This is a genomic window from Promicromonospora sp. NPDC090134, assembly GCF_044746965.1.
Classification (GTDB): Bacteria; Actinomycetota; Actinomycetes; order Actinomycetales; family Cellulomonadaceae; genus Promicromonospora.
Genome location: NZ_JBIVCZ010000001.1, coordinates 1,350,556 through 1,373,295 on the forward strand (window position 1 = coordinate 1,350,556; position 22,740 = coordinate 1,373,295).

Here is a 22,740-nt window from a genome sequence, read left to right on the forward strand (position 1 = left end):
GGTAGGGGAGACTATGGCGTATGAGCATGTCTCGCCCGGGTGCCGTCCCGAAGGTCCCGACCCTGCCGGCCGGTGACGAGGTTGCCGCGTACTCCACCTACCTGGAGGCGCAGAAAGCGGTCGACTACCTCTCCGACAACAAGTTCCCCGTCGAGAACGTCACCATCGTGGGCACCGACCTGCGCATGGTCGAGCGGGTCACCGGACGGCTCACCTACGGCCGGGTGGCGCTCGCGGGCGCCCTGTCCGGCGCGTGGTTCGGTTTCTTCGTGGGCCTGCTGCTGACGCTCTTCGCGGGCTCCTCGGGATTCCAGGTGATGTTCGCCGGCATCGCGCTCGGTGCGGGCTTCGGCCTGCTGTTCTCGATCCTGTCGTACTCCTTCACGGGCGGACGGCGCGACTTCACGTCGTCGTCGCAGATCGTGGCGGCCACCTACGCGATCCTGTGCGGCCACGAGCACGCGAGCGACGCGCGGGCGCTGCTCGTGGAGTCGCCGGGCGGCCTGGGCAAGGCACGCGGCGCGGCTCCGGTCGGGTACCCGGCCCCGGCGGCGCCAGCGCCAGCGGCTCCGGCTCCGGCTCCCGTCGCGCCGACGGCGCCCCCCGCGCCGGCGACGCCCCGGACCCCGGACCCGCGCTGGGTCACGCCCTCGGGCGAGCCCCGCTACGGGGCGATGCGGCCGGGCGCGGCAGGCGCCGCGCCGGCCGACGCGGGCGCGGGCGGTGCGGGCGCGGTGACGCCGGCCGACGCACCGGTCCCGCCGTCGGACGACCCGTCGGACCCGCTGGCCGAGACCGGCGAGCAGAAGGACCGCCCGGGGCCCCACCAGGGCAACCCGTACGCGCCGCCGACGGACGACCAGAAGTAGGCCGTTTCGCACCCAGGCAGTGACTTCGGTCGGTTGCCCTGAGACCGGTCAATCGACCGACCGATCTCAGGGCAACCGGCCGATCTCATTCTCGAGCTGGGCAGAGGACCGAAGTCATCAGGGCCGCCAGAGCTGGTCGAGGTGACGTGGCGCCCCTGCTGACCGTGGTCCAAGGGTTCGAGCGCGACCACAGGGGCTCCGGACCGGGGTTCGTGCACAGGTTCGCTATGTCCGTGCCCCGGACCGCCGTCGGTCGGGCACCGTCGGAGCATGGAAGACGTCGAGATCCCGAAGGTCGCGCTCACGCTGGAGCAGGACCGCAACACAGTGGCCACGGCCGCCCGCAGGGGCGACGTCGTCCGGATCCGGCGCGGGGCGTACTGCGCGCCCGGCGACCTGCGGGTCGACGGCGCCGCTCGCGCCCTGCGGGAGGACCGGAACCGGGCGCTGGCCCGCGTGCGCGCCCTGGACGCCCAGATCCGGGCCGAGCACGTGTTCAGCCACGTGTCGGCCGCGCTGCTCCACGGCTGCCGCGTCTGGCGGAACCCCCGCGAGACGCACGTGTACCAGCACTATCGCGCGTCGGGTCATGCCTCGGCCGATGTGCGCCGGCACTCCTGGACGCTCGCCGCGGACGACGTCGCCGACGCAGCGGGCCTGCCGGTCACCACGCTCGAACGCACCGTCGTCGACTGCGCACGGACCATGCACCCGCTCGAAGGCCTGGTCATCGCAGACTCCGCGCTCGCCATGGGAACGGAACGCGAGGCGCTGTTCGACGTCCTTGAGGCGGGTGCTGGTCACCGCGGAGCCCGGAGAGCCCGGCTCGTGATCGAGCTGGCCGACGCCGGTGCCCAGTCGGCCTGGGAGACCTGGGTCCGCTACGAGCTGCTCCGCCTCGGACTGCCCCGGCCGACGACGCAGATGCCGGTCGAGACCGACCGTGGATGCTTCCACACGGACCTCGGGTACGAGCGGTGGGCCCTGGGCATCGAGTTCGACGGGCAGGTCAAGTACCGGCCCGACGGCGTCCGCCCTGGTCATGACCCCGCTCAGGAGTACCTGCGCGAGAAGGCGCGTGCCGCGGCGATCCGCCGGGCCGGCGTGACGATCGAGCACGTCACCGCCACGGACAAGCGCGACGTCCCGGCACTGGCCACCAGGCTCACCAGACACCTCCCGCCGGACCTGGTCCGGGCCGCCCGCCCGAACCCAGGACTCCCCCCGACCTGACAGATGTCGGGAATGACTTCGGTCGGCTGCCTTGAGACCGGTCAATCGACCGACCGATCTCAGGACAACCGACCGAAGTCGGTTGAAGCACTGTGCCAGACCTCAGCGCAGCGAGGCCATCCAGGCCTCGACATCCTCCGGGCGGCGGGGCAGCGCCGCCGAGAGGTTCTCGTAACCGTCCTCGGTGACCAGCACGTCGTCCTCGATCCGCACGCCGATGCCGCGGAACTCCTCGGGGACGGCGAGGTCGTCGGCCTTGAAGTAGAGGCCCGGCTCGATGGTGAACACCATGCCCGGCTCCAGGGTGCCGTCGAGGTAGAGCTCGCGGCGCGCCTGCGCGCAGTCGTGCACGTCGAGGCCGAGGTGGTGCGACGTGCCGTGCACCATCCAGCGGCGGTGCTGCTGGCCGTCCTCGTCCAGCGCCTCGGCGGCGGTCACGCCGTCGGGCAGGAAGCCCCACTCCTCGAGGCGGGCCGCGATGACCTCCATGGCCGCGGTGTGGATGTCGCGGAACTTGGTGCCCGGCTTCGCGACGGCGAACGCGGCGTCAGCCGCGTCGAGCACCGCCTGGTAGATCTTGCGCTGCACGTCGGTGTACTCGCCGTCCACGGGCAGGGACCGCGTGACGTCGGCGGTGTAGAGGGAGTCGACCTCGACGCCGCCGTCGAGCAGCAGCACGTCGCCCGACCGGACCTCGCCGTCGTTCCGGATCCAGTGCAGCGTCGTGGCGTGCTCGCCCGACGCCGCGATGGTCTCGTAGCCCACGGCGTTGCCCTCGAGGCGCGCGTGCCCGTCAAAGGTGGTCTCGACGACGCGCTCGCCGCGGCGGTGCTCCTTCGCGGCGGGGAGCGCGCGGACGACGGCCTCGAAGCCCTCGATGGTGCGGGCCACGGCCTCGCGCATCTGCTGGATCTCGTACTCGTCCTTGATCAGCCGCAGCTCGGACGTGGCCTCGACGAGCACGTCGTCGGACAGGAGCTGCTCGTCCTCGGTCTCGCCGGCCTCCAGCCGGAGCTCCTCGACGAGGGCCTCGATCGCCTCGTCCGCGCCGGTCACCACGAGCAGGCTGACGCCGCCGTCGCCCACGTCCTTGGCCAGGGCGTCGCCCAGCTCGTCGATGTGGCGGGCCTCGATGCCCGTCAGCGCCTCGATGTCGGCCAGTGACGGGCGGGCGCCCACCCAGAACTCGCCGTAGCGCGCGTCGGCGTAGAACTCCTCGTTGTCGCGCGGGGCCAGGGGGCGCACGTAGAGCACCGCGTGGTGGTTCGAACCGGCGTCGCCGGTGCCCTCCTCGGCCGGGTGCAGCACCAGCACGGCGTCGGGCTCGCGGTCCGTGCCCAGGCCCGTGAGGTGCGCGAAGGCCGAGTGCGGCCGGAACCGGTAGTCGGTGTCGTTCGACCGGGGCTTGAGCGAGCCCGCCGGGATCACGAGGCGCGCGCCGGGCAGGCGCTCCGAGAGCGCGGAGCGGCGGGCGACGGTGAACGGCGCGGCGTCGGACGGCGTCAGGCCGAGCTCGGCGCGCGGGGCCCACTGCGACATCACGAAGTTCTTGAACGCGGTCGAGGCGGGGCGGTGCGAGCGGTTGGAGCCGCGGTCCGCGGTCCCCTGCTCGTCAGGCTGAGAAGTGGTCGTGGGCTCGCTCATGCGCCCAGTGTTTCACGCACGCCGTCCGAAGTCGGCCAGCGCCCGGGTGAGTACCCGGTTGAACGCGGAGGGGGCCTCCGTGTTCACGTCGTGCCCCGCGCCGGGGACGACGACGAGCGCGCCGTCGCGGGCGGCGGCGAGGTGCCGCTGCTCCCCGATGCGCATCGCGTCGCGGGCCCCGTTGACGAACCAGACCGGCACCTGCGCGGCGCGCACGTTCGCGATCGAGGAGCGGCCGGAGAGGTGCGTCAACGCGTCCGTGACGACGTCCCAGGTGGGCCGGTACATCTCGGCGGTCTGGAGCGGCGCGATCTCGATCTGGCGCAGGTCTGCGCCACCCGGAGCGCTCCGCAGCGGGCGGAACGGCATCGTGGGAACCGACAGGCGCGCGCGGTGCGTGGTCGGGTGCACGACGCGGCCGGTCAGGCGGCGGGCGAGATAGGCGCCGTTCGCCACGGTCCGCGCGACGTCACGGTAGAGCCGCACGGGCTTGCCCCTGGGGTCGGACGTGCAGCCCGCGGCCACTACGCCCACCAGGCGGTCGGTGGCGCCGGGCCGGGCGGCCCAGGCGAGCGACGTGTAGCCGCCCAGCGACAGGCCGACCAGGGCGACCGGCCCGGACGGGAGGGAGGCGACGGCGTCGTCCACCGCCTCGAAGGCGCCGTCCATCGTGAACCGGTCGTGGCGGCGCGATCCGTGCGCCGGCAGGTCGACCGCGACGGCCTCGTGGCCGGCCGCGCGCAGGTGCTCCACCTGGTTCTCCCAGATCGCACCGGAGCTGCGCATGCCGTGCACGAAGACCACGCTCGTAGGGGTGTTGTGCGGAGTCTCGTGGTTGCTGCTCATCGCCATCGATGATCCGGGATCGGCTTGGGCACGCGGCGTACGTCGGCGGAACACGGCGTGAACGTGCTGTGTGGGCTTGCTGTCGCAGGGCCTTGCTGCCGCGCCGGCCGCGGCGTGCTGCACCTCACCACGTCCCGGTGCCTCCCGGCGGCCCGGGGATCTCTACCCTTGTGGGGTGATCGACCTCCACACGCACTCCACCGCGTCCGACGGCACCGACTCGCCAGCGCGGCTGGTGGAGGTCGCCGCGCACGCCGGCATCGGCACGCTGGCCATCACGGACCACGACACGACGTCGGGCTGGGCCGAGGCGGCCGAGGCCGCCGGCCGGTACCAGGTGCGCCTGGTGCGCGGCGCCGAGATCTCCGCGATCGCCCGCACGACGGGCTGGGGCACCGGCGTCCACCTGCTGGCCTACCTGCACGACCCCACCCATCCCGACCTGCTGGCCGAGACCGAGCGCACCCGCGCCGACCGCGAGTCGCGCGCCCGGCGCATGGTGGACCTGCTGGCCGAGGACTTCCCGATCACCTGGGACGACCTGCTCGCCCAGACCAAGCCCGGCACGACGCTGGGCCGCCCGCACCTCGCGGACGCGCTGGTGGCGGCCGGCGTCGTCCGCGACCGGGACGAGGCGTTCGCGACCATCCTGCGCCCGGGCACCAAGTACTACGTGGGCCACTACGCGCCCGACGCCGTCGCGGCGGTCCGCGCCGTCCGCGCGGCGGGCGGGGTGCCGGTGCTCGCGCACCCCGGGGCGGACGCCCGCGGCCGGATCGTCCCGGACTCGACGATCGAGGAGCTCGCCGCCGTGGGCCTCGCGGGGCTCGAGGTGGACCACCGCGACCACACGCCCGACACGCGCCGGCGGCTGCGCGACCTCGCCGAGTCCCTGGGCCTGCTGGTCACGGGGTCGAGCGACTTCCACGGGGCGGGCAAGCAGAACAAGATCGGCGAGAACACCACCGCGCCCGGCGTGCTCGAGGCCATCGCGGACCAGGGGGCCCTGGAGGTGCTCGGGTGAGCTGGTTCGACGTCGCGCTGTTCACCGAGGTGTTCGTGACGCTGTTCGTGATCATGGACCCGCCGGGAACGGTGCCGGTGTTCCTCGCGCTCACCTCGCGGATGACGGCGCAGGACCGCAAGCGGGCCGCGCGCACCGCGATCTTCGTGGCGTTCGGCGTGATCGTGGTGTTCGCGCTGTTCGGCCAGCTCCTGCTGGAGCACATGGGCATCTCGCTCGCCGCGCTGCAGGCGTCGGGCGGCCTGCTCCTGCTGCTCGTGGCGCTGGAGCTGCTCATGGGCAAGATGGACGCCGGCGAGTCCGACTCCGGCGGGTCGACGAAGAACGTGGCCCTGGTGCCGCTGGCGACGCCGCTGCTGGCCGGGCCGGGCACGATCGTCGCCACCATGGTGTTCGTGCAGCAGGGCGTGAGCGCCGGTGAGTCGCCCGTGGGCCACTACGCGTCGATCGGGGTCGGCATCGTCGCGGTGTGCATCTGCACCTGGGCCGCGATGCGGTTCGCCGGGCTGGTGCACCGCGTGCTCAAGGACTCCGGCGTCACCCTGGTCACCCGGATCGCGGGTGTGCTGCTCGCCGCGATCGCCGTGCAGATGATCGCCAACGGCGTGATCGAGTTCGTGCGCACGGTCTAGCTCAGACGTCGATCGTCTCCAGGGTCACCGACACCGGCTTCTCCGGCAGGAGGCCCTCGGCCTGCCGCACCTTCTTCTTCATCGGCAGCACGTAGCCGCCGTTGCTGTCGCTCGGGAAGACGGACGTGGTCCAGGTGGTCGCCCCGACCGTGACCCGCACCCGGATTGAGCCGAACCCGCGCGGCGGCAGTGGAAGGTCGGCCAGCTCGTCGGACTGCTCCGGGGGCACGGTCACGAACCACCAGGAGTCGGTACGCACCTGCCACTGCCACAGGGGAGCGGCGAACTCGATCTGCACGCTGCTGAGCCTGTCAGAAACCCGGGAAACTGTCAGACCCACAGGTCACCGGGGTGACCTGTGGGTCTGACACGTCCTCAGGAGTCGGCCTGGGTTCCATCGGCCGGGCGCCCGCCGCGCGTGCGGCGGCGGTTGCGGCTCCGGCGACGGCGCTGGTCGTCCTCGCTGCCCGACGCCGGGCGGTCGGCGGGGGTGCCGGCGCCCTCGGGGCCGGCCGCCGGGCCAGCGTCGGACCGGCCCGCCGAGCGGGAACCGCCGTGCGAGCCGCCGCCCTGGCGCCCACCCGAGCGGGGGCCGCCCGGACGACCGCCGCCGGAGCGCGAGCCGCTGTTGCGCTTGCCGGTCTCGCCCAGGTCCTCGAGCTCCTCGGCGTCCAGGCCGGCGAGGTGCTGCGCGGACCGCGGCAGGCGGCCCTTGGTGCCCTCGGGGATGTTCAGGTCCGCGTACAGGTGCGGCGACGTCGAGTAGGTCTCGACCGGCTCCGGGAAGCCGACCTCGAGCGCCTTGTCGATGAGCGACCAGCGCGGCACGTCGTCCCAGTCGACGAACGTGACGGCGGTACCCGTGTTGCCGGCGCGGCCGGTGCGGCCCACACGGTGCAGGTAGGTGCGCTCGTCCTCGGGGCACTGGTAGTTGACCACGTGGGTCACGTCCTCGACGTCGATGCCGCGGGCGGCGACGTCGGTCGCGACGAGCACGTCGATCTTGCCGTTGCGGAACGCGCGCAGTGCCTGCTCGCGGGCGCCCTGGCCCAGGTCGCCGTGGATCGCGCCGGCGGCGAAGCCACGTGACTGCAGCTCCTCCGCGACCTTCGCGGCCGTGCGCTTGGTGCGCGCGAACACGATGCTGCGGCCGCGGCCCTCGGACTGGAGCAGACGCGCCAGCACCTCGACCTTGTCCAGGGCGTGTGCCCGGTACACGACCTGCTTGATGTTCTTGACGGTCGCGCCCTCGTCGTCCGGCTCGGCGGCGCGGATGTGCGTGGGCTGCTTCATGTAGCGGCGGGCCATCGAGACGACGGCGCCCGGCATGGTCGCGCTGAACAGCATGGTGTGCCGCTGCGCGGGGGTGCGGGCGAGGATCTTCTCGACGTCGGGCAGGAACCCGAGGTCGAGCATCTCGTCGGCCTCGTCGAGCACCACGGTCGCCGCGCGCAGCAGCGTGAGGTGCCCCTGGTTGAGGAGGTCGATCATGCGGCCCGGCGTGCCCACCACGACGTCGACGCCGGACTTCAGCGCGTCGATCTGCGGCTCGTAGGCGCGGCCGCCGTAGACCTGCACGATGCGGACGCTGCGCTTGGCGGACGCGGTGGCCAGGTCGTTCGCGACCTGGACCGCGAGCTCGCGGGTCGGGACCACGACGACGGCCTGCGGCTTGCCGGGGGCGACGAGCTCGTCGTAGCCGGGCTCGCCCGGGGCCACGACGCGGTGCAGCAGCGGGACGCCGAAACCGAGCGTCTTGCCGGTACCGGTCTTGGCCTGGCCGATGATGTCGTGCCCGCTCATCGCGACGGGCAGCGTCATGGCCTGGATGGGGAACGGGTGGGTGATGCCCGAGTCCAGCAGCGCGGCGACGATCTCGGGGCGGACGCCGAAGTCCGCGAACGTCACGTTCTGCGCCTGGATGGCGGACGGGGAGGAATAGTCGGGCCCCGAGGCCACGGTGGGCTCGGGGTCGGTCACGGTGGCCGCGCTCGCGGCCGGGGTGTCGGTGGTAGTCACTGGCGCCTTCATCTTCTCGCGGCGCGGTGGGCCCTCATGGCCCGGCGATCGCGCCTTCGTGCGGCAGCCGATCGTGAAAATCATCGCGCGCCGGGCGGGAGGCCCAGGCTGCGCGTCCTGTCGGCGGCCTCGCTGAGGAGGTCGGAGCACAGGCTCGGGGGTCGGAACGTGACGACCGGGCAACCGATGTACGTCGTTCATGGTACGCGCAGGATGTTTCCGTGTGGTTAGCGAAACGCCACCGGCACCCCGTTAGTAATGAACGCCACGTGGCGGAGGGCCCTCGCGGGCGCCGTCCGCCACGCGGCGTCGGGTACTGCAGGGATCAGACGGCGCCGAAGCCGACCTTGCGCTGCTCCTCGGAGCCGATCTCGACGTAGCCGATGGCGCTGCCAGGGATGATCACCTGACGGCCACGGGAGTCGGTGAGCTCGAGGGGGCCACCGGCCAGGGCCTTCTTGACGGCCGTCGCGACGGCGTCCGCGCTCTCGTCCGTCTCGACCACGACCTCGCGCGTCAGGTTCTGCACACCGATGGTGACGTCCACGTTTACTCCAGTTCGGTCGGGGATTGCGCCGTGTGCCCGGGGGACCGGGGACCCGGCCTGACGATCCTAGTCACGCACCGGGGCGGTCGGCCTGCGGTTTCGCCGTGAGCCGATACGTGTCCACATCCTGTGGACGACATCGTGGGCCCGCGGGCCGGTGCGTGGCACCATGGTCGCCGTGAGCAGCCCGCGGCAGGACCCTCGGCGCGCCATGCTCGCGCTCGGTCTCTGCCTGGTGCTCGGCCTCGGCGCGGGCGTCGCGGTGACGATGGGCGCCGAGCCCGAGGCGTCCGCGGCCGCCGTGGCCGGCGTGGTCGAGGACAACCTCGGCGTCGAGGCGGGTGACGCGATCCGGGACGCGTACGAGGCGGCCCGGTCGGGCGACCGCACGGCGCCGCCTGCCCCGGTCGTCCCCCTGGACGCCGGCGCGGTCGCCGGCAAGTCGGCCCCGCCGGCACCGGCCGCCGAGCCCGAGCCCGAGCCGACGCCGGAGCCTGGCTCCGGCCTGCTCGGTACCCGGGTCCGCGTGGAGCCGGAGCTGTCCGGCACGCTCGTGGTGGCGAGCGGGTCGCGCGCCGCGCCCGCCGAGGGCAAGGTCTGGCGGGTCCAGGTCGCGGTCGAGAAGGGGCTGCCGGTGGACCCGGAGGTGTTCGCCGAGGCCGTGCTGGCGACGCTGAACGACCCGCGTGGCTGGAACGCCGCGGACGGGTCGACCTTCGCCTGGACCGACTCGGACCGCTACGACGTGCGCGTCGTGCTCGCGAGCCCCGGCACCACCGACCGGCTCTGCCTCCCGCTGGACACGATCGGCAAGCTCTCGTGCGGCATCGACGAGACCGCCGTGCTCAACTTCAGGCGCTGGGCCACGGGGTCCACGGCGTGGAAGGACGTCGGGAACTACCGGCACTACCTGGTGAACCACGAGGTGGGGCACGTGATCGGGTACCACCACGACGTGTGCAGGGGCAAGGGCGAGCACGCCACCGTGATGGTGCAGCAGACCACCACGACGAGCGGCTGCATCCCGCAGCCGTGGCCCGCCCCGGACGCGGGCTGAGACCGGGATCACTGCGCCGTCTCTCGTGGTGAATCGGACATTCGCGACGCCTCCGCGCGGGGCGTCGGGGAGTGTCAGTGGCTCGTGGTTCGATCGTCCGCGTGACACCGACCCGCACCCTCGCACCTCGGCTGGCGCCGCCCGGGACCCGTCCCGACGGCGCCACCTCCGTGCGGCTCGACGACAGCCAGGCGGCCGCCGTCGAGTCCGCGCTGAGCCGGCCCGCGACGCTGGTCCTGGGGGCACCGGGGTCGGGCCGGACGACGGTGGCGTGCGAGGTGGCGGTCCGGGCGCTGATGTCCGGGGTGCAGCCGGAGCGGGTCCTGGTCCTGGCCTCGTCGCGCCGTGCGGCGGCGCGGCTCCGGGACGAGGTGGCGGCCCAGGCCGGGCGCACGGTCGGCGCCCCGATGGTGCGCACGGCGTCGTCGGCCGCGTTCGCGGTGCTGCACACGCGCGCCGCGGCGCTGGGGCAGCCCGCGCCCACCCTGGTCTCCGGCCCCGAGCAGGACCTGGTGCTGGCCGAGCTGCTCGCCGGGCACGTCGCCGGCGAGGGGCGGCCGCTGCGGCTGCCGGTCGGGCTGCCGGAGGAGTCGCTGGGCCTGCGCGGCCTGCGCCAGGAGCTGCGAGACCTGCTGATGCGGGCCGCCGAGCGCGGCCTCGGCCCGGTCGAGCTCGACGAGATGGGGCGCGCCAACGACCGCCCCGAGTGGATCATGGCCGCGCAGCTCTACGAGGAGTACCTCGACACCATGACCCTGCGGCTCGCGACGCCCGACGCGGGGCCGCGCTACGACCCCGCCGTCGTGATCGACGAGGCCGCGGAGTCCCTGCGGTCCTGGGAGGACGAGGTGCCGGGCGCGCCGCGGCCCACCTGGGACCTGGTCGTGGTGGACGACTACCAGGAGGCCACGGCCGCGACGGTCCGCCTCCTGCGCGTGCTGCACGACGACGGGGCGCGGCTCGTGCTGCTGTCCGACCCGGACTCGGCCGTCCAGACGTTCCGCGGGGCCGCGCCGGGGCTCACCGGCCGTGCCGCGGCGCCCGCCGGCCCGGGGCGTGCCTTCGGCGCGTTCGACGCCGAGACGGTGGTGCTCGGGACGGTCTGGCGGCAGCGGCCCGAGCTGCGTGCCGTGACCCGCGCGGTCACGAACCGCATCCCGGTGTCGGCGAGCGCGCTGCACCGCCGCGCGACGGCGCGTGCGGACGAGGAGCCCGCGGGCGAGGACGCGCCGCCGGCCGTCCAGGTGGCGGTGCTCGCGGGCGCCGCCCAGGAGGCGGCGTGGATCGCGCGCGAGCTGCGCGCGGAGCACCTGCTGCGGGGCACGCCGTGGGAGCGCATGGCGGTCATCGCGCGCAGCGGCACGCGGCTGGGGGCGCTCCGGCGCGAGCTGGTCTCCGCGTCGGTGCCCGTGGCGCTGCTCGGGTCGGACCTGCCGCTGCGCGACGAGCCCGCCGTGGCGCCGCTGCTGGCCGCCGTCAAGACGTGCGCGGGTGCGCCGCGCGGCAGCCTGGAGGCGCTGATCGCCGAGGAGCTCGACGGCGACGAGCCCGTGCTGGACCCGGAGACGGCGGCGCTGCTGCTCGTCTCGCCGATCGGCGGGCTCGACGCCGTGGCCCTGAGGCGACTGCGGCGCGCGCTGCGGGCGGAGGAGCTGTCGGCGGGCGGTGGCCGCACCTCGGACGCGCTGCTCGTCGAGGTGCTCGCCGACCCGGCACGCGCGGCCCTGCTGCCCACGCAGGTGCGGCGCGGACCGCTCGCGGTGGCCCGCGTGCTCGCCGCGGGCCGGGAGGCGGCGGGGGAGCCGGGCGCCACGGCGCAGACGGTGCTCTGGGCGGCCTGGGCCGCGACCGGCCTGGCCGAACGGTGGAGCGCCGCAGCCCTGGCCGGCGGTCCCGCGGGCCTGCGCGCCGACCGCGACCTCGACGCCGTGCTCGCGCTGTTCCGCGCGGCCGAGACCTTCGTGGACCGGATGCCGGGTGCGCCCGTCGGCGCCTTCGTCGACTACCTGGCGTCGCAGGACCTGCCGGCCGACTCCCTGGCGGCCTCCGCCCAGGGCGCGGGCGCCGTGGAGGCGCTCACGCCCCCCGGCGCGGCGGGACGGGAGTGGGACGTGGTGGTCGTCGCCGGCGTGCAGGACGGCGTGTGGCCCGACCTGCGGCTGCGCGACTCCCTGCTCGGCTCCCAGGCGCTCGTCGAGCTCATCGCCGGCCGGTCCGAGGACGGCCGGGTGGTGGGCGCCGAGGCCCGCCGCCAGGTGCTCACCGACGAGCTGCGCGCCTTCGCGGTGGCGGTCTCCCGCCCCCGGCGGCGGCTGCTCGTGACCGCGGTGGAGGACACCGAGGAGTCCCCGAGCGTGTTCTGCGACCTCGTGTCCCCCCGGGACGACGGCGGCGACGGGCCGGACCCGCGGCGGGTCCCGGTCGGCCCGCCGCTCGACCTGCGCGGCGTCGTGGCCGCGGCGCGCTCGGAGCTCGTGCGGACGTCGGCCGGCCCGGAGCCGGCACCCGGCGCACAGCCCGCGGCCGCGCTGCTCGCGGACCTCGCGGCCGCGGGCGTCGACGAGGCGGACCCGAGCACCTGGTACGGCGTGGCCGGCGTCTCGAGCGAGGTGCCGCTGTGGGGCGCGCGGGACACGGTGACGGTGTCGCCGTCCAAGGTCGAGACCGTGACCACCTGCGCCCTGCGCTGGGCGTTCGAGTCGGCGGGCGGCACCAAGCCGGACGCCACCCACCAGACCCTCGGCACGCTGCTGCACTCGATCGCGCAGAGCCACCCGAAGGGTTCGCTCACCGACCTGAGGACGGAGCTGGACCGCCGCTGGCCCGAGCTCGCGCTGCCCGACGGCTGGCCGTCGCTGCAGCTCCGCAAGCGCGCGGGGCGCATGGTGGAACGGCTGGCGGAGTACCTGGGCGACTCGGGGGAGCCGTTGCTCGTCGAGGCCGACTTCGACCTGCGGCTGGGACGCGCCCGGCTCCGCGGCCAGGTGGACCGCGTCGAGGACGCCGGCGACGGCGCCGTGACCGTGGCCGACCTCAAGACCGGCAAGACCGCGGCCAGCAAGGACAAGGCGGCCGAGAACCCGCAGCTCGGCGCCTACCAGCTCGCCGTCGAGGAGGGCGCGCTCGACCTGCCCGAGGGCACGGTCAGCAAGGGCGCCAGCCTCGTCTACGTCGGCACCGAGACGGTGTCGGCGAGCGTCCGGAACCAGCCGGCGCTCGCCCCGGACGACGAGGGCAGGAGCTGGGCGCGCGACACGGTCGAGGGCGCCGCCGACACCATGGCCGCCGCCCGGTTCGCGGCCCGGAACAACGACCTGTGCGAGATGTGCGTGGTGCGGCGGTCCTGCCCGCTGCAGCCCGAGGGACGGAAGGTGGTCGAGTGACCGGGCACGAGCCGGAGATCCGCCTGTCGGCACGGGCCATCGCACGGCTGCTCGGCCGGCACGAGCCCACCGACGAGCAGGTCCGCGTCATCGAGTCGCCGCTGGAGCCCGCCCTCGTCGTCGCGGGCGCGGGCTCCGGCAAGACGGAGACCATGGCCGCGCGCGTGGTGTGGCTGATCGCCAACAAGCTGGTCCACCCCGAGCAGGTGCTCGGCCTCACCTTCACGCGCAAGGCAGCGGGCGAGCTCACGCAGCGCGTCCAGACCCGGCTGGCGCAGCTCAACCGGGCGCTCGGCGAGGAGTCGGGCGAGGCGCTCGCCGGCCTGGACCTCGACCGGCCCACGGTCGCGACCTACAACGCCTACGCAGCCTCGCTGGTGGCCGACCACGGCCTCCGCCTCGGCGTGGAACCCAGTGCGCGCCTCCTCGGGCAGGCCGAGCAGTGGCAGCTCGCCTCGCAGGTGGTGGAGTCCTGGGACGAGGACCTCGCCACCGACCGGGCCGTCAGCACCGTGACCGCGGCGGTCGTGGCCCTGTCCGACGCCCTGGGCGAGCACCTCGTCGACCCCGCGGACGCCCGGGCCCGCCTCACCGACATGGCCGAGCACCTCGAGTCCGTGCCGCTCGGCCCGCGGCAGAAGAAGCGCACCAAGGACGTGGACAAGCTCATCGGCTCGATCGCCGAGCGGGCCCGGTTCGTGGACCTCGTGGTCGAGTACCGGCGGCGCAAGCGCATCGCCGAGGCGCTCGACTTCGGCGACCAGGTGTCGTTCGCCGCGCAGCTCGCCCGCGAGGTGCCCATGGTGGGCGCCGCCGAGCGGGCCCGGTTCGAGGTGGTGCTGCTCGACGAGTACCAGGACACCTCCTTTGCCCAGGTCGAGCTGCTCTCCGGCCTGTTCGGCGGCGGGCACCCGGTCACCGCCGTCGGCGACCCCCACCAGTCCATCTACGGGTGGCGCGGGGCCTCCGCCGCGGGCCTCGCGCGCTTCCCCGGCCGCTTCCAGCGCGACGACGGCGTCCCCGCCGCCGTGCACTACCTCTCCACGTCCTGGCGCAACGACGCCGCCGTCCTCACCGCCGCGAACATCGTGTCCGGGCCGCTGCGCTCGCGGACCGGCGCGGCCGCGAACGTCGAGGTGCCGCCGCTGGACCTGCGGCCGGGCGCCGGCGAGGGCGTGGTGACGGCGCACGTCGCGGCCACCCTGGAGGAGGAGGCCGAGGCCGTCGCCGAGTGGGTGGCCGAGCGGTGGCGCTCCGGCGCCCATCCGGACGGGCGGGCCACGGCCGCCGTGCTCTGCCGCGCGCGGGCCCAGTTCCCCGCGATCGAGGTGGCGCTGCGCCGCCGCGGCCTCCCGGTCGAGGTGGTCGGCCTGGGCGGCCTGCTGTCCACGCCCGAGGTGGTCGACGTCGTGGCGCTGCTGCAGGCCGCGCACGACCCGTCGCGCGGCGACTCCCTGCTGCGCCTGCTCACCGGCCCGCGCCTCAACCTCGGCGCGGCCGACCTGCACGCGCTCGGTTCGTGGGCGGCCGACCTCGCCCGCCTGGACGACCCGCGCCGGGCCGCGGCCGAACCCGTGCCGGACGACGACCTGCGCGTGGTCGAGGGCGACATCTCCGACCACCGCTCGATCGTGGACGCGCTCGACGACCTCCCGCCGGTGGGTGAGCCGGCGCGCGACGGCCGCGTCCTGTCCGAGGACGCGCACCGCCGGCTGGCGGCGCTCGCCCGGCTGCTGCGCGACCTGCGCGGCCTCACCTACCTGTCGCTCCCGGAGCTGGTCGTCCAGGCCGAGCGCGCGCTCGGCCTCGACGTCGAGGCGGCCACCGCCCTCGCGCTGGCCGGCGCCGGGGTGGGCGGCGCGGTGAGCGACCGCGGCCGCGAGCACCTCGACGCGTTCCGGGACGTCGCGGCCTCGTTCGCGCAGTCGTCGGACACGGCGACGCTCGGCGCCTTCCTGGCCTGGCTCGGCGTCGCGGGCGAGCGGGAGCGTGGGCTCGACATGCCGGTGCACGAGCCCGACCCGGACGCCGTCCAGGTCATCACCGCGCACGCCTCGAAGGGCCTGGAGTGGGACGCCGTGGCCGTGGCCGGCCTCGCCGACGGGGCGTTCCCCACCTGGGACCGTGGCTCCCGGTCGGGCGAGTCGTCGTCCGGCTGGCTGTCCGACCTCGGTGAGCTGCCCTACCACCTGCGCGGGGACGCGGACGACCTGCCGCGCTTCGACTGGGAGCACGCCTCCGACACCAAGGACCTCGTCGCGCTGCGGGACGAGTTCAAGGCCGAGTGCGGCGAGCACCGCCTCGCCGAGGAGCGCCGGCTGGCCTATGTCGCGTTCACGCGGGCCCGGCGCGAGCTCTTCCTGACCGCCTCCTGGTGGGGCACGGCGAGCCGCCCGCGGGGCGTCTCCCCGTTCCTCGCCGAGCTGGCCGACGCCGAGTTGGTGCGCACCGACCTGTGGGCGCCCATGCCCGAGGCGGACGCAGAGAACCCGCGCAACGCGGAGGAGGTCACGGCCGTCTGGCCGGCCCCGGACGGGACCGGCCGGACCGGTGAACCAGACCAGCAGCCCACCGCCCGCGACGTCCTGCGCGCCACGGCAACGCTCGTGGACGAGGCAGCCGACGAGCGACTGGTCGCGCTCGCCGCCATGCGCCTCCCGGCGGACGCGCTGACCGCGCCGCAGGGTGTGCTCGCCGACGCGGCCGGCCACGACCTGGTCGACCTCGCCCGGATGCTCCTGGCCGAGCGGAACCGCCACGCGGACCGCGAGGTCGCATTCCCGGCGCACGTCTCGGCCTCGGGCCTGGTGCGGCTCGCCGCGGACCGCGACGCGTTCGCCCTCCAGCTCCGCCGGCCCGTGCCGGTGCAGCCCACGGTGCATGCCAGGCGCGGCACCCGGTTCCACGAGTGGGTGGAGCAGTTCTTCACGTCGGCCACGCTGCTCGACGTCGACGACCTGCCCAGCGCCGAGGACGACGACCTCCCCGACGACACCGACCTCGACAAGCTGCGCGACACCTTCCTGGGCTCGGAATGGTCCGCGCGGATGCCCGTCGCGGTCGAGGTCGACGTCGAGACGCCGGTCGCCGGCGTCATGCTGCGCTGTCGGATGGACGCCGTCTTCAAGGACCCGGCGACGGGCCCGGACGCCGTCGTGGTCGTCGACTGGAAGACCGGCCGCGAACCCCTCGACGCCACGGCCCGGGCCGCGCGCGAGGTGCAGCTCGCCGTGTACCGGCTGGCGTGGTCCCGCTGGACGGGGCTGCCGCTGGACCAGGTGAGCGCGGCCTTCTACTACGTGGGGTCGGACACCACGGTGCGCCCGGACCGGCTGCTCGACGAGGCCGAGCTCGAGGCGCTGATCCGGGGGGACTGACCGCTGTCAGTCCCCGATCGGCCCGCCGAACCACTCCTCGATCAGGGAGCGCGCGATCGAGGTGTGCCCGGGCAGGCCCAGGTGCCCGTCGGCCACCGCGGTGGCGACCTCGTCGCGGGTGAACCAGTCGGCCTCGGCGATCTCGTCCTCCTGCCGCACCAGCGCCGTGGTGGTCGCGCGGGCGCGGAAGCCCAGCATGAGCGAGGCCGGGAAGGGCCACGACTGGCTGCCGCGGTACTCGATCGACGCCGGGTCGAGGGCGACGCCGACCTCCTCCGCCGTCTCGCGCGCCACCGCCTGCTCCAGGCCCTCCCCGGGCTCGACGAAGCCGGCAAGCACCGAGCGGCGGCCCAGGTCCCACTGCGGGCCGCGGGCCAGCAGCAGGCGGTCGTCCGCGTCGGTGATCGCCATGATCACCGCGGGGTCGGTGCGCGGGAAGTGGTTGGACTCGTCCGCCGGGCAGTGCCGCACCCACCCGCCCTGCCGCACCTCGGTCCGGGTGCCGCACAGCGGGCAGTGCGTGTAGACCGCGTGCCACTGGGCGAGGGCGACCGCCTCGACGACCAGCCCCACCTCCAGGTCGGACGCGTCGAGCGAGCGGATGCCGGTCCACTCCGCGTCGAGGTCGGGCTCCGGCACGGGATCCGACCCCGGCTCGCGGCCGGCGTCGTCCAGGACCACGGCGAGGTGGGCGACGTCGCCGGCCTCCCCGAGAAAGAGGAGCGTGCGAGCGGCCAGGTGCGCGACGTCGTCGGGCGCGAACAGCGCGAGTCGCTGCTCCACCGTGGCGACGCGGGTGCCGCGCACCACCATGACGCGCGTGGCCGGCTCCTCGAGCAGGTCGTCGAGGAGACCGGGCTCGGCGCGCCGGTGCGCGGCTCGGTCGTGGGTGGCGCGGGCGAAGGGGAGGTCGAGAGAACGCACGGGACGACGTTAGTCGCCCCGGGGGAGCGCGCGACGCCAGAAGGCTCGGGCGGAGACGCCGGACACGCCACGCTCCTGCCCCGTCGTGCGCCGGGCGCTGCTCTAGGGTGAGCACGTGTCCCGCACGCCCCTCGCTCTCGCCGCCCTCTCCACCGCCGCCGTGCCGGGTCTCGACGCCCGGTCGGTGCGCGTCGGAGACCTCGCCGGCGACTACGACGTCGCCGTCGTGACCGGCGCGGACGACCAGGAGTGGGTGGTGCGCGCGCCTCGCACCACGGTGGCCGGGGCCGCGCTGGAGGCCGAGATCGAGCTGCTCGACGCGCTCCGGCTGTACATCGACACGGGCGTGCTCCCGTTCGTCGTGCCGCAGGTCGCCGGCCACGCCCTCCTGCCGGAGGGTGGCCGCGCCGTCGTGCACCGCAGGATCATCGGCGACAACCTCGACGTCGAGGTGCTGGAGCAGGGTCCCGGGCTGGCCGCCGACCTGGGCCGGGCGATCGCGGCCATCCACGAGCTGCCAACGTCGGTCGTCGAGACGTGCGGGCTGCCCAGCTACACCGCGTCCGAGTACCGCGAGCGGCGCCTCACCGAGGTGGACGAGGCCGCGAAGACCGGCCGCGTCCCGCCCACCCTGCTGCGCCGCTGGGAGACCGCCCTGGAGGACGTGTCGCTGTGGCGGTTCAAGCCCGTCGTCACGCACGGCGACCTGGCACCGGACCAGCTCCTCGTGGACCGGCAGCGGGTCGTGGCGGTCTCCGGCTGGGCGGAGGCCCGGGTCGCGGACCCCGCGGACGACCTCGCGTGGCTCATCGCGGCGGCGCCGATGGAGGCCGTGGACTCGATCATGGAGGCCTACCAGCTGCGCCGTACCGAGCTGAGCGACTCGCGGCTCGCCGAACGCGCGATGCTCGTCGGCGAGCTGGCGCTCGCGCGCTGGCTCCTGCACGGTGTGCGGCACCGGCTGCCCGAGGTGGTCGAGGACGCGACGTCGATGCTGGAGGACCTGGACGAGGCGACCCTCGACGAGGCCTGACCGGCCGGCTCCGCGGTCGACCGGTCAGGCCTCGTCGAGGGCGCCTCGTGGTCAGTCGCGGACCGGCGTGCGCGGCCGCGCGTGCGCGACGGCGTGGCTCGCCCCGACGGCGAGGAGTACCCCGCCGGCCCACCAGATGCCGAGGACGATCATCCCCGGGTCGAGCGTGGCCATGATCAGCACCGCCACCCCGGCCGTGGCGACGACGGTGCCGGCCCACGTCCTGGGCACCGCGATCAGTGCACCGACGGCGATGAGACCGCCGGTCCAGAGCCAGGACGAGACCTCCATCCCCCACGAGCCGACGAGGCCGCCGATGATGAGCAGGACCGCGGGCAGCGCGGTGAGCACCGCGCCGGTGATGCGCCAGCCGGCCGCGGGGCGACCGGTACGGGCGATCGCCGGCACCGCGAGCGCGGCCCACGCGAGCATGGCGCTGGGGGCGTAGAACATGTAGGTGTCGCCGACGACGCCCAGCGCGGTCAGCACGGTGGCGACCGCCACGGCGGTGGCCGTGCGGGCCCGCACCGGCACGAAGAGCGGGAGCGCGGCGACCAGCGCCGGGACCAGGTTCAGCAGCACGATGCCGAAGCCGTACTGCTCGACCTGGGTGTTCAGGCCCGGGAGGGTCTGGTCGGGCCAGAGGAACGAGACGAACATCGCGGTGAAGACCGCCGCACCCGTCGCCAGCCACTGCAGCACGCGCCGCATCCGGTCCGTCCGGCCGGCGTCGTGCCCCAGCTCGGCCCGCACGCGCTCGGTGAACTGTGCCGGGTCGCCGAGGCTCTCGGCGGCCTGCTCGGGGGAGCGGCCCGCGTCGGCGGCGTCCGCGAAGTGGGCCCGGACGTCGTCGAGCACCGCGGCCCGCTGCTCGGGGGTGAGCGTCCGCAGGCGCTTGCCGACGTCGCGCAGGTAGGTGTCCTCGGCGTTGGCGTTCATCGTGTCCCTCTCGGTCATCGTGATCCCTCCAGAAGGGCGTCGACCTGCGCGCCGATTGACGCCCAGACCTTCGCGAAAGTGGTGAGCTGTTCGGTGCCGTGACCAGTGATGGCGTAGTAGCGGCGGGGGCGCCCGGTGCCGGACGAGTCCCACCGGGGCTCGACGAGCCCGTTCTCGCGCATCCGGGCCAGCAGGGGGTACAGGCTGCCCTCGCTCGCGATGAGCTCGCGCGAGGTGAGGTCGTCGGCCAGCTCGAGGCCGTACTTCTCACCGCGGGAGAGCAGCGCGAGCACGCAGTACTCGAGCACTCCCTTGCGGAGGTTCGTTGCGATGCGCTCTTCGGTCATGGCGGCAACGGTAACCTTGCATAGCAAGACTTGCAATACAAGACTTGCAATACAAGACTTGCATCGCAAGGTATGAGGCGCGAGAAAGGGGGCCGACGCCGTCGTCGACCCCCTTGAACCACCCGCCTCGCGCGTCAGGCCGCGAGGGCCTGCTTCACCTGGGCGAGGCTCGGGTTGGTCGCGGCGGAGCCGTCCGGGTAGACCACCGTGGGCACGGTCTGGTTGCCGCCGTTGACCTGCTCCACGTACGCGGCGGCCTCCGGCTGCTCCTCGATGTCGATGACGGTGTAGCCGATGCCCTCGGAGTCGAGCTGCGTGCGCAGCCGCCGGCAGTACCCGCACCAGGTGGTCGAGTACATGAGGACGGTCCCGTCCTCGGGAAGCGGCGTGGTCGTCTCGGACATCTGTTCTCCTTGTCAGTGGTTGCTGCGAGAATCGCAGACGATGCTCTCCCAGACCAACTCCGCCGACGGTTCGAATCATCCTGGGCCGATGAGCCCGGACGCGATCCTGACCGCCCTCGATCCCGAGCAGCGCGAGGTCGCTCTCGCGCTCAACGGGCCCGTGGTCGTGCTGGCGGGGGCGGGCACCGGCAAGACCCGCGCCATCACGCACCGCATCGCCTACGGCGTCCGCATCGGCGCGTACAAGCCGACCAGCGTGCTCGCGGTGACGTTCACGGCCCGCGCCGCGGGGGAGATGCGCACCAGGTTGCGGGCGCTCGGGGTCCAGGGGGTGCAGGCCCGGACGTTCCACTCGGCGGCGCTGCGGCAGCTCGGCTACTTCTGGCCGCGGGTGGTGGGCGGCGCCCCGCCGCGGCTGCAGGAGTTCAAGGCGCCGATCATCGCCGAGGCCGCGCGACGCGTGGGCCTGAGCGTGGACCGCGTGGCGGTCCGCGACCTGAGCAGCGAGGTGGAGTGGGCCAAGGTCTCGCTGGTCACCGCGGACGACTACGAGAAGGCGGCGTACCGGACGGGCCGCGAGGCGCCCTCGGGCTACGACGCGCAGGCCGTGGCCCGCCTCATCACGGCGTACGAGGACGTGAAGACGGAGCGCGAGCTCATCGACTTCGAGGACGTGCTGCTCATGCTCGCGGACATGCTCAACAGCCACAAGATCGTGGCGGACGAGGTGCGCTCGCAGTACCGGCACTTCGTGGTCGACGAGTACCAGGACGTCTCGCCCTTGCAGCAGTTCCTGCTGGACCAGTGGCTGGGCGGGCGCAGGGAGCTGTGCGTCGTGGGCGACCCGTCGCAGACCATCTACTCCTTCACCGGCGCCACCCCGCGCCACCTCCTCGACTTCCGGCGCACCTTCCCGGAGGCGCAGGAGGTGCGCCTCGTGCGCGACTACCGCTCCACGCCCCAGGTGGTGAACCTCGCCAACGAGGTGCTCAAGCGGGCGGGCCGGGCGGGCGGCGCGCACCAGGCGCTGGAGCTCATCGCGCAGCGCGAGCCGGGTCCGGCGGTCGCCTTCACGGCGTACGACGACGACGAGGCCGAGGCGAAGGGCATCGCCGCCCGGGCCGCGCGGCTGGTCGGGTCGGGCGTGAAGCCCAGCGAGATCGCCGTGCTGTACCGCACCAACGCGCAGTCCGAGGCGTTCGAGGCCGCGTTCGCCGACGCCGGGGTGGGCTACCTCGTGCGCGGCGGCCAGCGGTTCTTCCAGCGCAAGGAGGTGCGGGACGCGCTGGTGCTGCTCCGGGGCGCGGCCCGCTCGGCCGACCCGGCGGCGTCCATGCCGGACCAGGTGCGCGACATCCTCGCGGCCGCCGGGTGGGCCGACCAGCCGCCGTCGGCCCGCGGCGCGGCCCGGGAGCGGTGGGACGCGATGCAGGCGCTCGTCTCGCTGGCCGACGACCTGGCGGCGGCCGCGACGCCGGACAGCCCCGCGACCGTCTCCGCGCTCGTGGCGGAGCTCGACGAGCGGGCCTCCGCGCAGCACGCGCCGACGGTCGAGGGCGTCACGCTCGCCTCGCTGCACGCGGCGAAGGGCCTGGAGTGGGACGCGGTGTTCCTCGCCGGGATGAGCGAGGGCCTCATGCCCATCTCATTGGCGGAGACCGACGACGCGGTGCACGAGGAGCGCCGGCTGCTGTACGTGGGGGTCACGCGGGCCCGCGAGCACCTGGAGGTGTCGTTCGCCCGCTCGCGCAACCCGGGCGGGCGGGCCACGCGCAAGCGCACGCGGTTCCTCGACGGTCTCTGGCCGGACGAGCCGCGGGCGCCCCGCGCGCGGACGGCGCCGAAGGGCCAGGCCCGCGCCCTGCTCACCGACGAGCGCGACACCGCGCTGTTCGACGCCCTGCGCGAGTGGCGGCGGGAGGTGGCCCAGGAGACCGACAAGCCCGCCTACACGGTGCTCACGGACGCGACCCTGGCGGCCATCGCGGAGATCCGACCTTCGGGCACGGCCGAACTTGCTCGCGTGAACGGCATCGGACCCGCGAAGATCGACAGGTACGGCCCCACGATCCTCGCGATCGTGGCGAACGCACCGGCTTCTTGAGCGGTTTCGGGCCCCTCCCGGGGTGGTCCGAAAAACTTCTCAAGAAAGTTTGGAAAAAGAGTTGGCTCGCCACGGCGGCCCGGCATAGTGTTCACATGTCCCTGACAGCAGTGGGCGAGGCCGAGAGGCCTGGCCCGGATTCGAGTGAGGAGGTGGGTGCATTGGAGATGAACATGATTCCGCAGACGGATCTGCAGGTGTGCAAGCACGTGCTCGGCTACGAGCCCGTCCCGGCCACTGGCGCAGCTCTGCCTTTCCGCGCGCGCACTCACCGCGGAGGCGTCAAGCCGTCCGCTCTCGCACCCGACTCCGCATCTCCAGGAGACTCACCGGTCTGACGACCGAAGAGTTCCAGGCC

At 74.2% G+C, this 22,740-nt stretch carries 18 protein-coding genes; 9 read left to right on the plus strand and 9 right to left on the minus strand.

Features of this window, described 5'->3' with window-relative positions:
- Positions 1-20 precede the first annotated feature (20 nt).
- A complete protein-coding gene (locus ACIPN7_RS05915; protein ID WP_400538942.1) occupies positions 21-869 on the plus strand; it encodes a general stress protein in 849 nt (282 codons plus the stop codon).
- Between the two features lie 270 nt (positions 870-1,139).
- A complete protein-coding gene (locus ACIPN7_RS05920) occupies positions 1,140-2,102 on the plus strand; it encodes a hypothetical protein (RefSeq protein WP_400538944.1) in 963 nt (320 codons plus the stop codon).
- Between the two features lie 102 nt (positions 2,103-2,204).
- Here ACIPN7_RS05920 and ACIPN7_RS05925 read toward each other — a convergent pair whose 3' ends face one another.
- Both ACIPN7_RS05925 and ACIPN7_RS05930 read right to left on the minus strand, forming a co-directional pair.
- Positions 2,205-3,746 carry an aminopeptidase P family protein gene (locus ACIPN7_RS05925; protein ID WP_400538946.1) on the minus strand — a complete coding sequence of 514 codons (1,542 nt, stop codon included), beginning with the start codon at positions 3,744-3,746 and terminating at the stop codon, positions 2,205-2,207.
- 12 nt (positions 3,747-3,758) lie between these two features.
- Positions 3,759-4,592 (minus strand): alpha/beta fold hydrolase, encoded by an 834-nt coding sequence (locus ACIPN7_RS05930; protein WP_400538948.1) that lies wholly within the window; start codon positions 4,590-4,592, stop codon positions 3,759-3,761.
- A gap of 175 nt (positions 4,593-4,767) precedes the next feature.
- Between ACIPN7_RS05930 and ACIPN7_RS05935 the strand changes: the two genes are divergently transcribed.
- Both ACIPN7_RS05935 and ACIPN7_RS05940 read left to right on the plus strand, forming a co-directional pair.
- Entirely contained in the window at positions 4,768-5,616 is an 849-nt protein-coding gene (locus tag ACIPN7_RS05935; RefSeq protein ID WP_400538950.1) for a PHP domain-containing protein, read from the plus strand.
- Complete coding sequence (locus ACIPN7_RS05940; RefSeq protein WP_400538952.1) at positions 5,613-6,248, plus strand: MarC family protein; 636 nt, start codon at positions 5,613-5,615, stop codon at positions 6,246-6,248. The genes ACIPN7_RS05935 and ACIPN7_RS05940 overlap by 4 nt, the downstream gene beginning before the upstream one ends.
- Position 6,249: 1 nt before the next feature.
- Here the strand turns inward: ACIPN7_RS05940 and ACIPN7_RS05945 are convergent, their stop codons facing one another.
- From ACIPN7_RS05945 to ACIPN7_RS05955, 3 genes are all read right to left on the minus strand, one after another.
- A complete protein-coding gene (locus ACIPN7_RS05945; protein ID WP_400538954.1) occupies positions 6,250-6,546 on the minus strand; it encodes a DUF1905 domain-containing protein in 297 nt (98 codons plus the stop codon).
- 77 nt (positions 6,547-6,623) lie between these two features.
- Positions 6,624-8,279 (minus strand): DEAD/DEAH box helicase, encoded by a 1,656-nt coding sequence (locus ACIPN7_RS05950; RefSeq protein WP_400538956.1) that lies wholly within the window; start codon positions 8,277-8,279, stop codon positions 6,624-6,626.
- A 313-nt stretch (positions 8,280-8,592) separates the two neighbouring features.
- Positions 8,593-8,814, minus strand: coding sequence for a DUF3107 domain-containing protein (locus ACIPN7_RS05955; protein ID WP_400538958.1), 222 nt, complete (start codon positions 8,812-8,814; stop codon positions 8,593-8,595).
- 178 nt (positions 8,815-8,992) lie between these two features.
- Between ACIPN7_RS05955 and ACIPN7_RS05960 the strand changes: the two genes are divergently transcribed.
- The 3 genes from ACIPN7_RS05960 to ACIPN7_RS05970 all read left to right on the plus strand — a co-directional run bounded on the left by ACIPN7_RS05960 (position 8,993) and on the right by ACIPN7_RS05970 (position 16,631).
- Positions 8,993-9,871, plus strand: a complete 879-nt coding sequence (locus ACIPN7_RS05960; protein WP_400538960.1) for a DUF3152 domain-containing protein — start codon at positions 8,993-8,995, stop codon at positions 9,869-9,871.
- Between the two features lie 170 nt (positions 9,872-10,041).
- On the plus strand, positions 10,042-13,254 hold the full coding sequence (locus ACIPN7_RS05965) for an ATP-dependent helicase (RefSeq protein WP_400539157.1): 3,213 nt from the start codon (positions 10,042-10,044) through the stop codon (positions 13,252-13,254).
- Positions 13,251-16,631: a UvrD-helicase domain-containing protein gene (locus tag ACIPN7_RS05970; RefSeq protein WP_400538962.1), complete on the plus strand. Its 3,381-nt coding sequence runs from the start codon at positions 13,251-13,253 to the stop codon at positions 16,629-16,631. The genes ACIPN7_RS05965 and ACIPN7_RS05970 overlap by 4 nt, the downstream gene beginning before the upstream one ends.
- Before the next feature lie 6 nt (positions 16,632-16,637).
- Here ACIPN7_RS05970 and nudC read toward each other — a convergent pair whose 3' ends face one another.
- On the minus strand, positions 16,638-17,555 hold the full coding sequence (nudC, locus tag ACIPN7_RS05975) for an NAD(+) diphosphatase (RefSeq protein ID WP_400538964.1): 918 nt from the start codon (positions 17,553-17,555) through the stop codon (positions 16,638-16,640).
- 115 nt (positions 17,556-17,670) lie between these two features.
- Between nudC and ACIPN7_RS05980 the strand changes: the two genes are divergently transcribed.
- On the plus strand, positions 17,671-18,588 hold the full coding sequence (locus ACIPN7_RS05980) for a phosphotransferase (RefSeq protein ID WP_400538966.1): 918 nt from the start codon (positions 17,671-17,673) through the stop codon (positions 18,586-18,588).
- A gap of 51 nt (positions 18,589-18,639) precedes the next feature.
- On the opposite strand, the gene ACIPN7_RS05985 is transcribed toward ACIPN7_RS05980, so the two are convergent.
- From ACIPN7_RS05985 to ACIPN7_RS05995, 3 genes are all read right to left on the minus strand, one after another.
- Positions 18,640-19,545 (minus strand): HAAS signaling domain-containing protein, encoded by a 906-nt coding sequence (locus ACIPN7_RS05985; protein WP_400538968.1) that lies wholly within the window; start codon positions 19,543-19,545, stop codon positions 18,640-18,642.
- Positions 19,542-19,874: a PadR family transcriptional regulator gene (locus ACIPN7_RS05990; RefSeq protein ID WP_400538970.1), complete on the minus strand. Its 333-nt coding sequence runs from the start codon at positions 19,872-19,874 to the stop codon at positions 19,542-19,544. The genes ACIPN7_RS05985 and ACIPN7_RS05990 overlap by 4 nt, the downstream gene beginning before the upstream one ends.
- A 134-nt stretch (positions 19,875-20,008) precedes the next feature.
- Complete coding sequence (locus tag ACIPN7_RS05995; protein ID WP_400538972.1) at positions 20,009-20,278, minus strand: mycoredoxin; 270 nt, start codon at positions 20,276-20,278, stop codon at positions 20,009-20,011.
- A gap of 88 nt (positions 20,279-20,366) precedes the next feature.
- On the opposite strand from ACIPN7_RS05995, the gene ACIPN7_RS06000 reads away from it, so the two are divergent.
- Entirely contained in the window at positions 20,367-22,382 is a 2,016-nt protein-coding gene (locus ACIPN7_RS06000; RefSeq protein WP_400538974.1) for an ATP-dependent helicase, read from the plus strand.
- The last annotated feature ends 358 nt before the right edge of the window (positions 22,383-22,740 follow it).

What these genes read in the sequence shown, in the direction of transcription:
- ACIPN7_RS05985 (WP_400538968.1), bottom strand. Translation starts at nt 19,545, where the DNA reads ATGACCGAGAGGGACACGATGAACGCCAACGCCGAGGACACCTACCTG.
- ACIPN7_RS05950 (WP_400538956.1), bottom strand. Translation starts at nt 8,279, where the DNA reads ATGAAGGCGCCAGTGACTACCACCGACACCCCGGCCGCGAGCGCGGCC.
- ACIPN7_RS06000 (WP_400538974.1), top strand. Translation starts at nt 20,367, where the DNA reads ATGAGCCCGGACGCGATCCTGACCGCCCTCGATCCCGAGCAGCGCGAG.
- ACIPN7_RS05995 (WP_400538972.1), bottom strand. Translation starts at nt 20,278, where the DNA reads ATGTCCGAGACGACCACGCCGCTTCCCGAGGACGGGACCGTCCTCATG.
- ACIPN7_RS05990 (WP_400538970.1), bottom strand. Translation starts at nt 19,874, where the DNA reads ATGACCGAAGAGCGCATCGCAACGAACCTCCGCAAGGGAGTGCTCGAG.
- ACIPN7_RS05915 (WP_400538942.1), top strand. Translation starts at nt 21, where the DNA reads ATGAGCATGTCTCGCCCGGGTGCCGTCCCGAAGGTCCCGACCCTGCCG.
- ACIPN7_RS05920 (WP_400538944.1), top strand. Translation starts at nt 1,140, where the DNA reads ATGGAAGACGTCGAGATCCCGAAGGTCGCGCTCACGCTGGAGCAGGAC.
- ACIPN7_RS05930 (WP_400538948.1), bottom strand. Translation starts at nt 4,592, where the DNA reads ATGAGCAGCAACCACGAGACTCCGCACAACACCCCTACGAGCGTGGTC.
- ACIPN7_RS05925 (WP_400538946.1), bottom strand. Translation starts at nt 3,746, where the DNA reads ATGAGCGAGCCCACGACCACTTCTCAGCCTGACGAGCAGGGGACCGCG.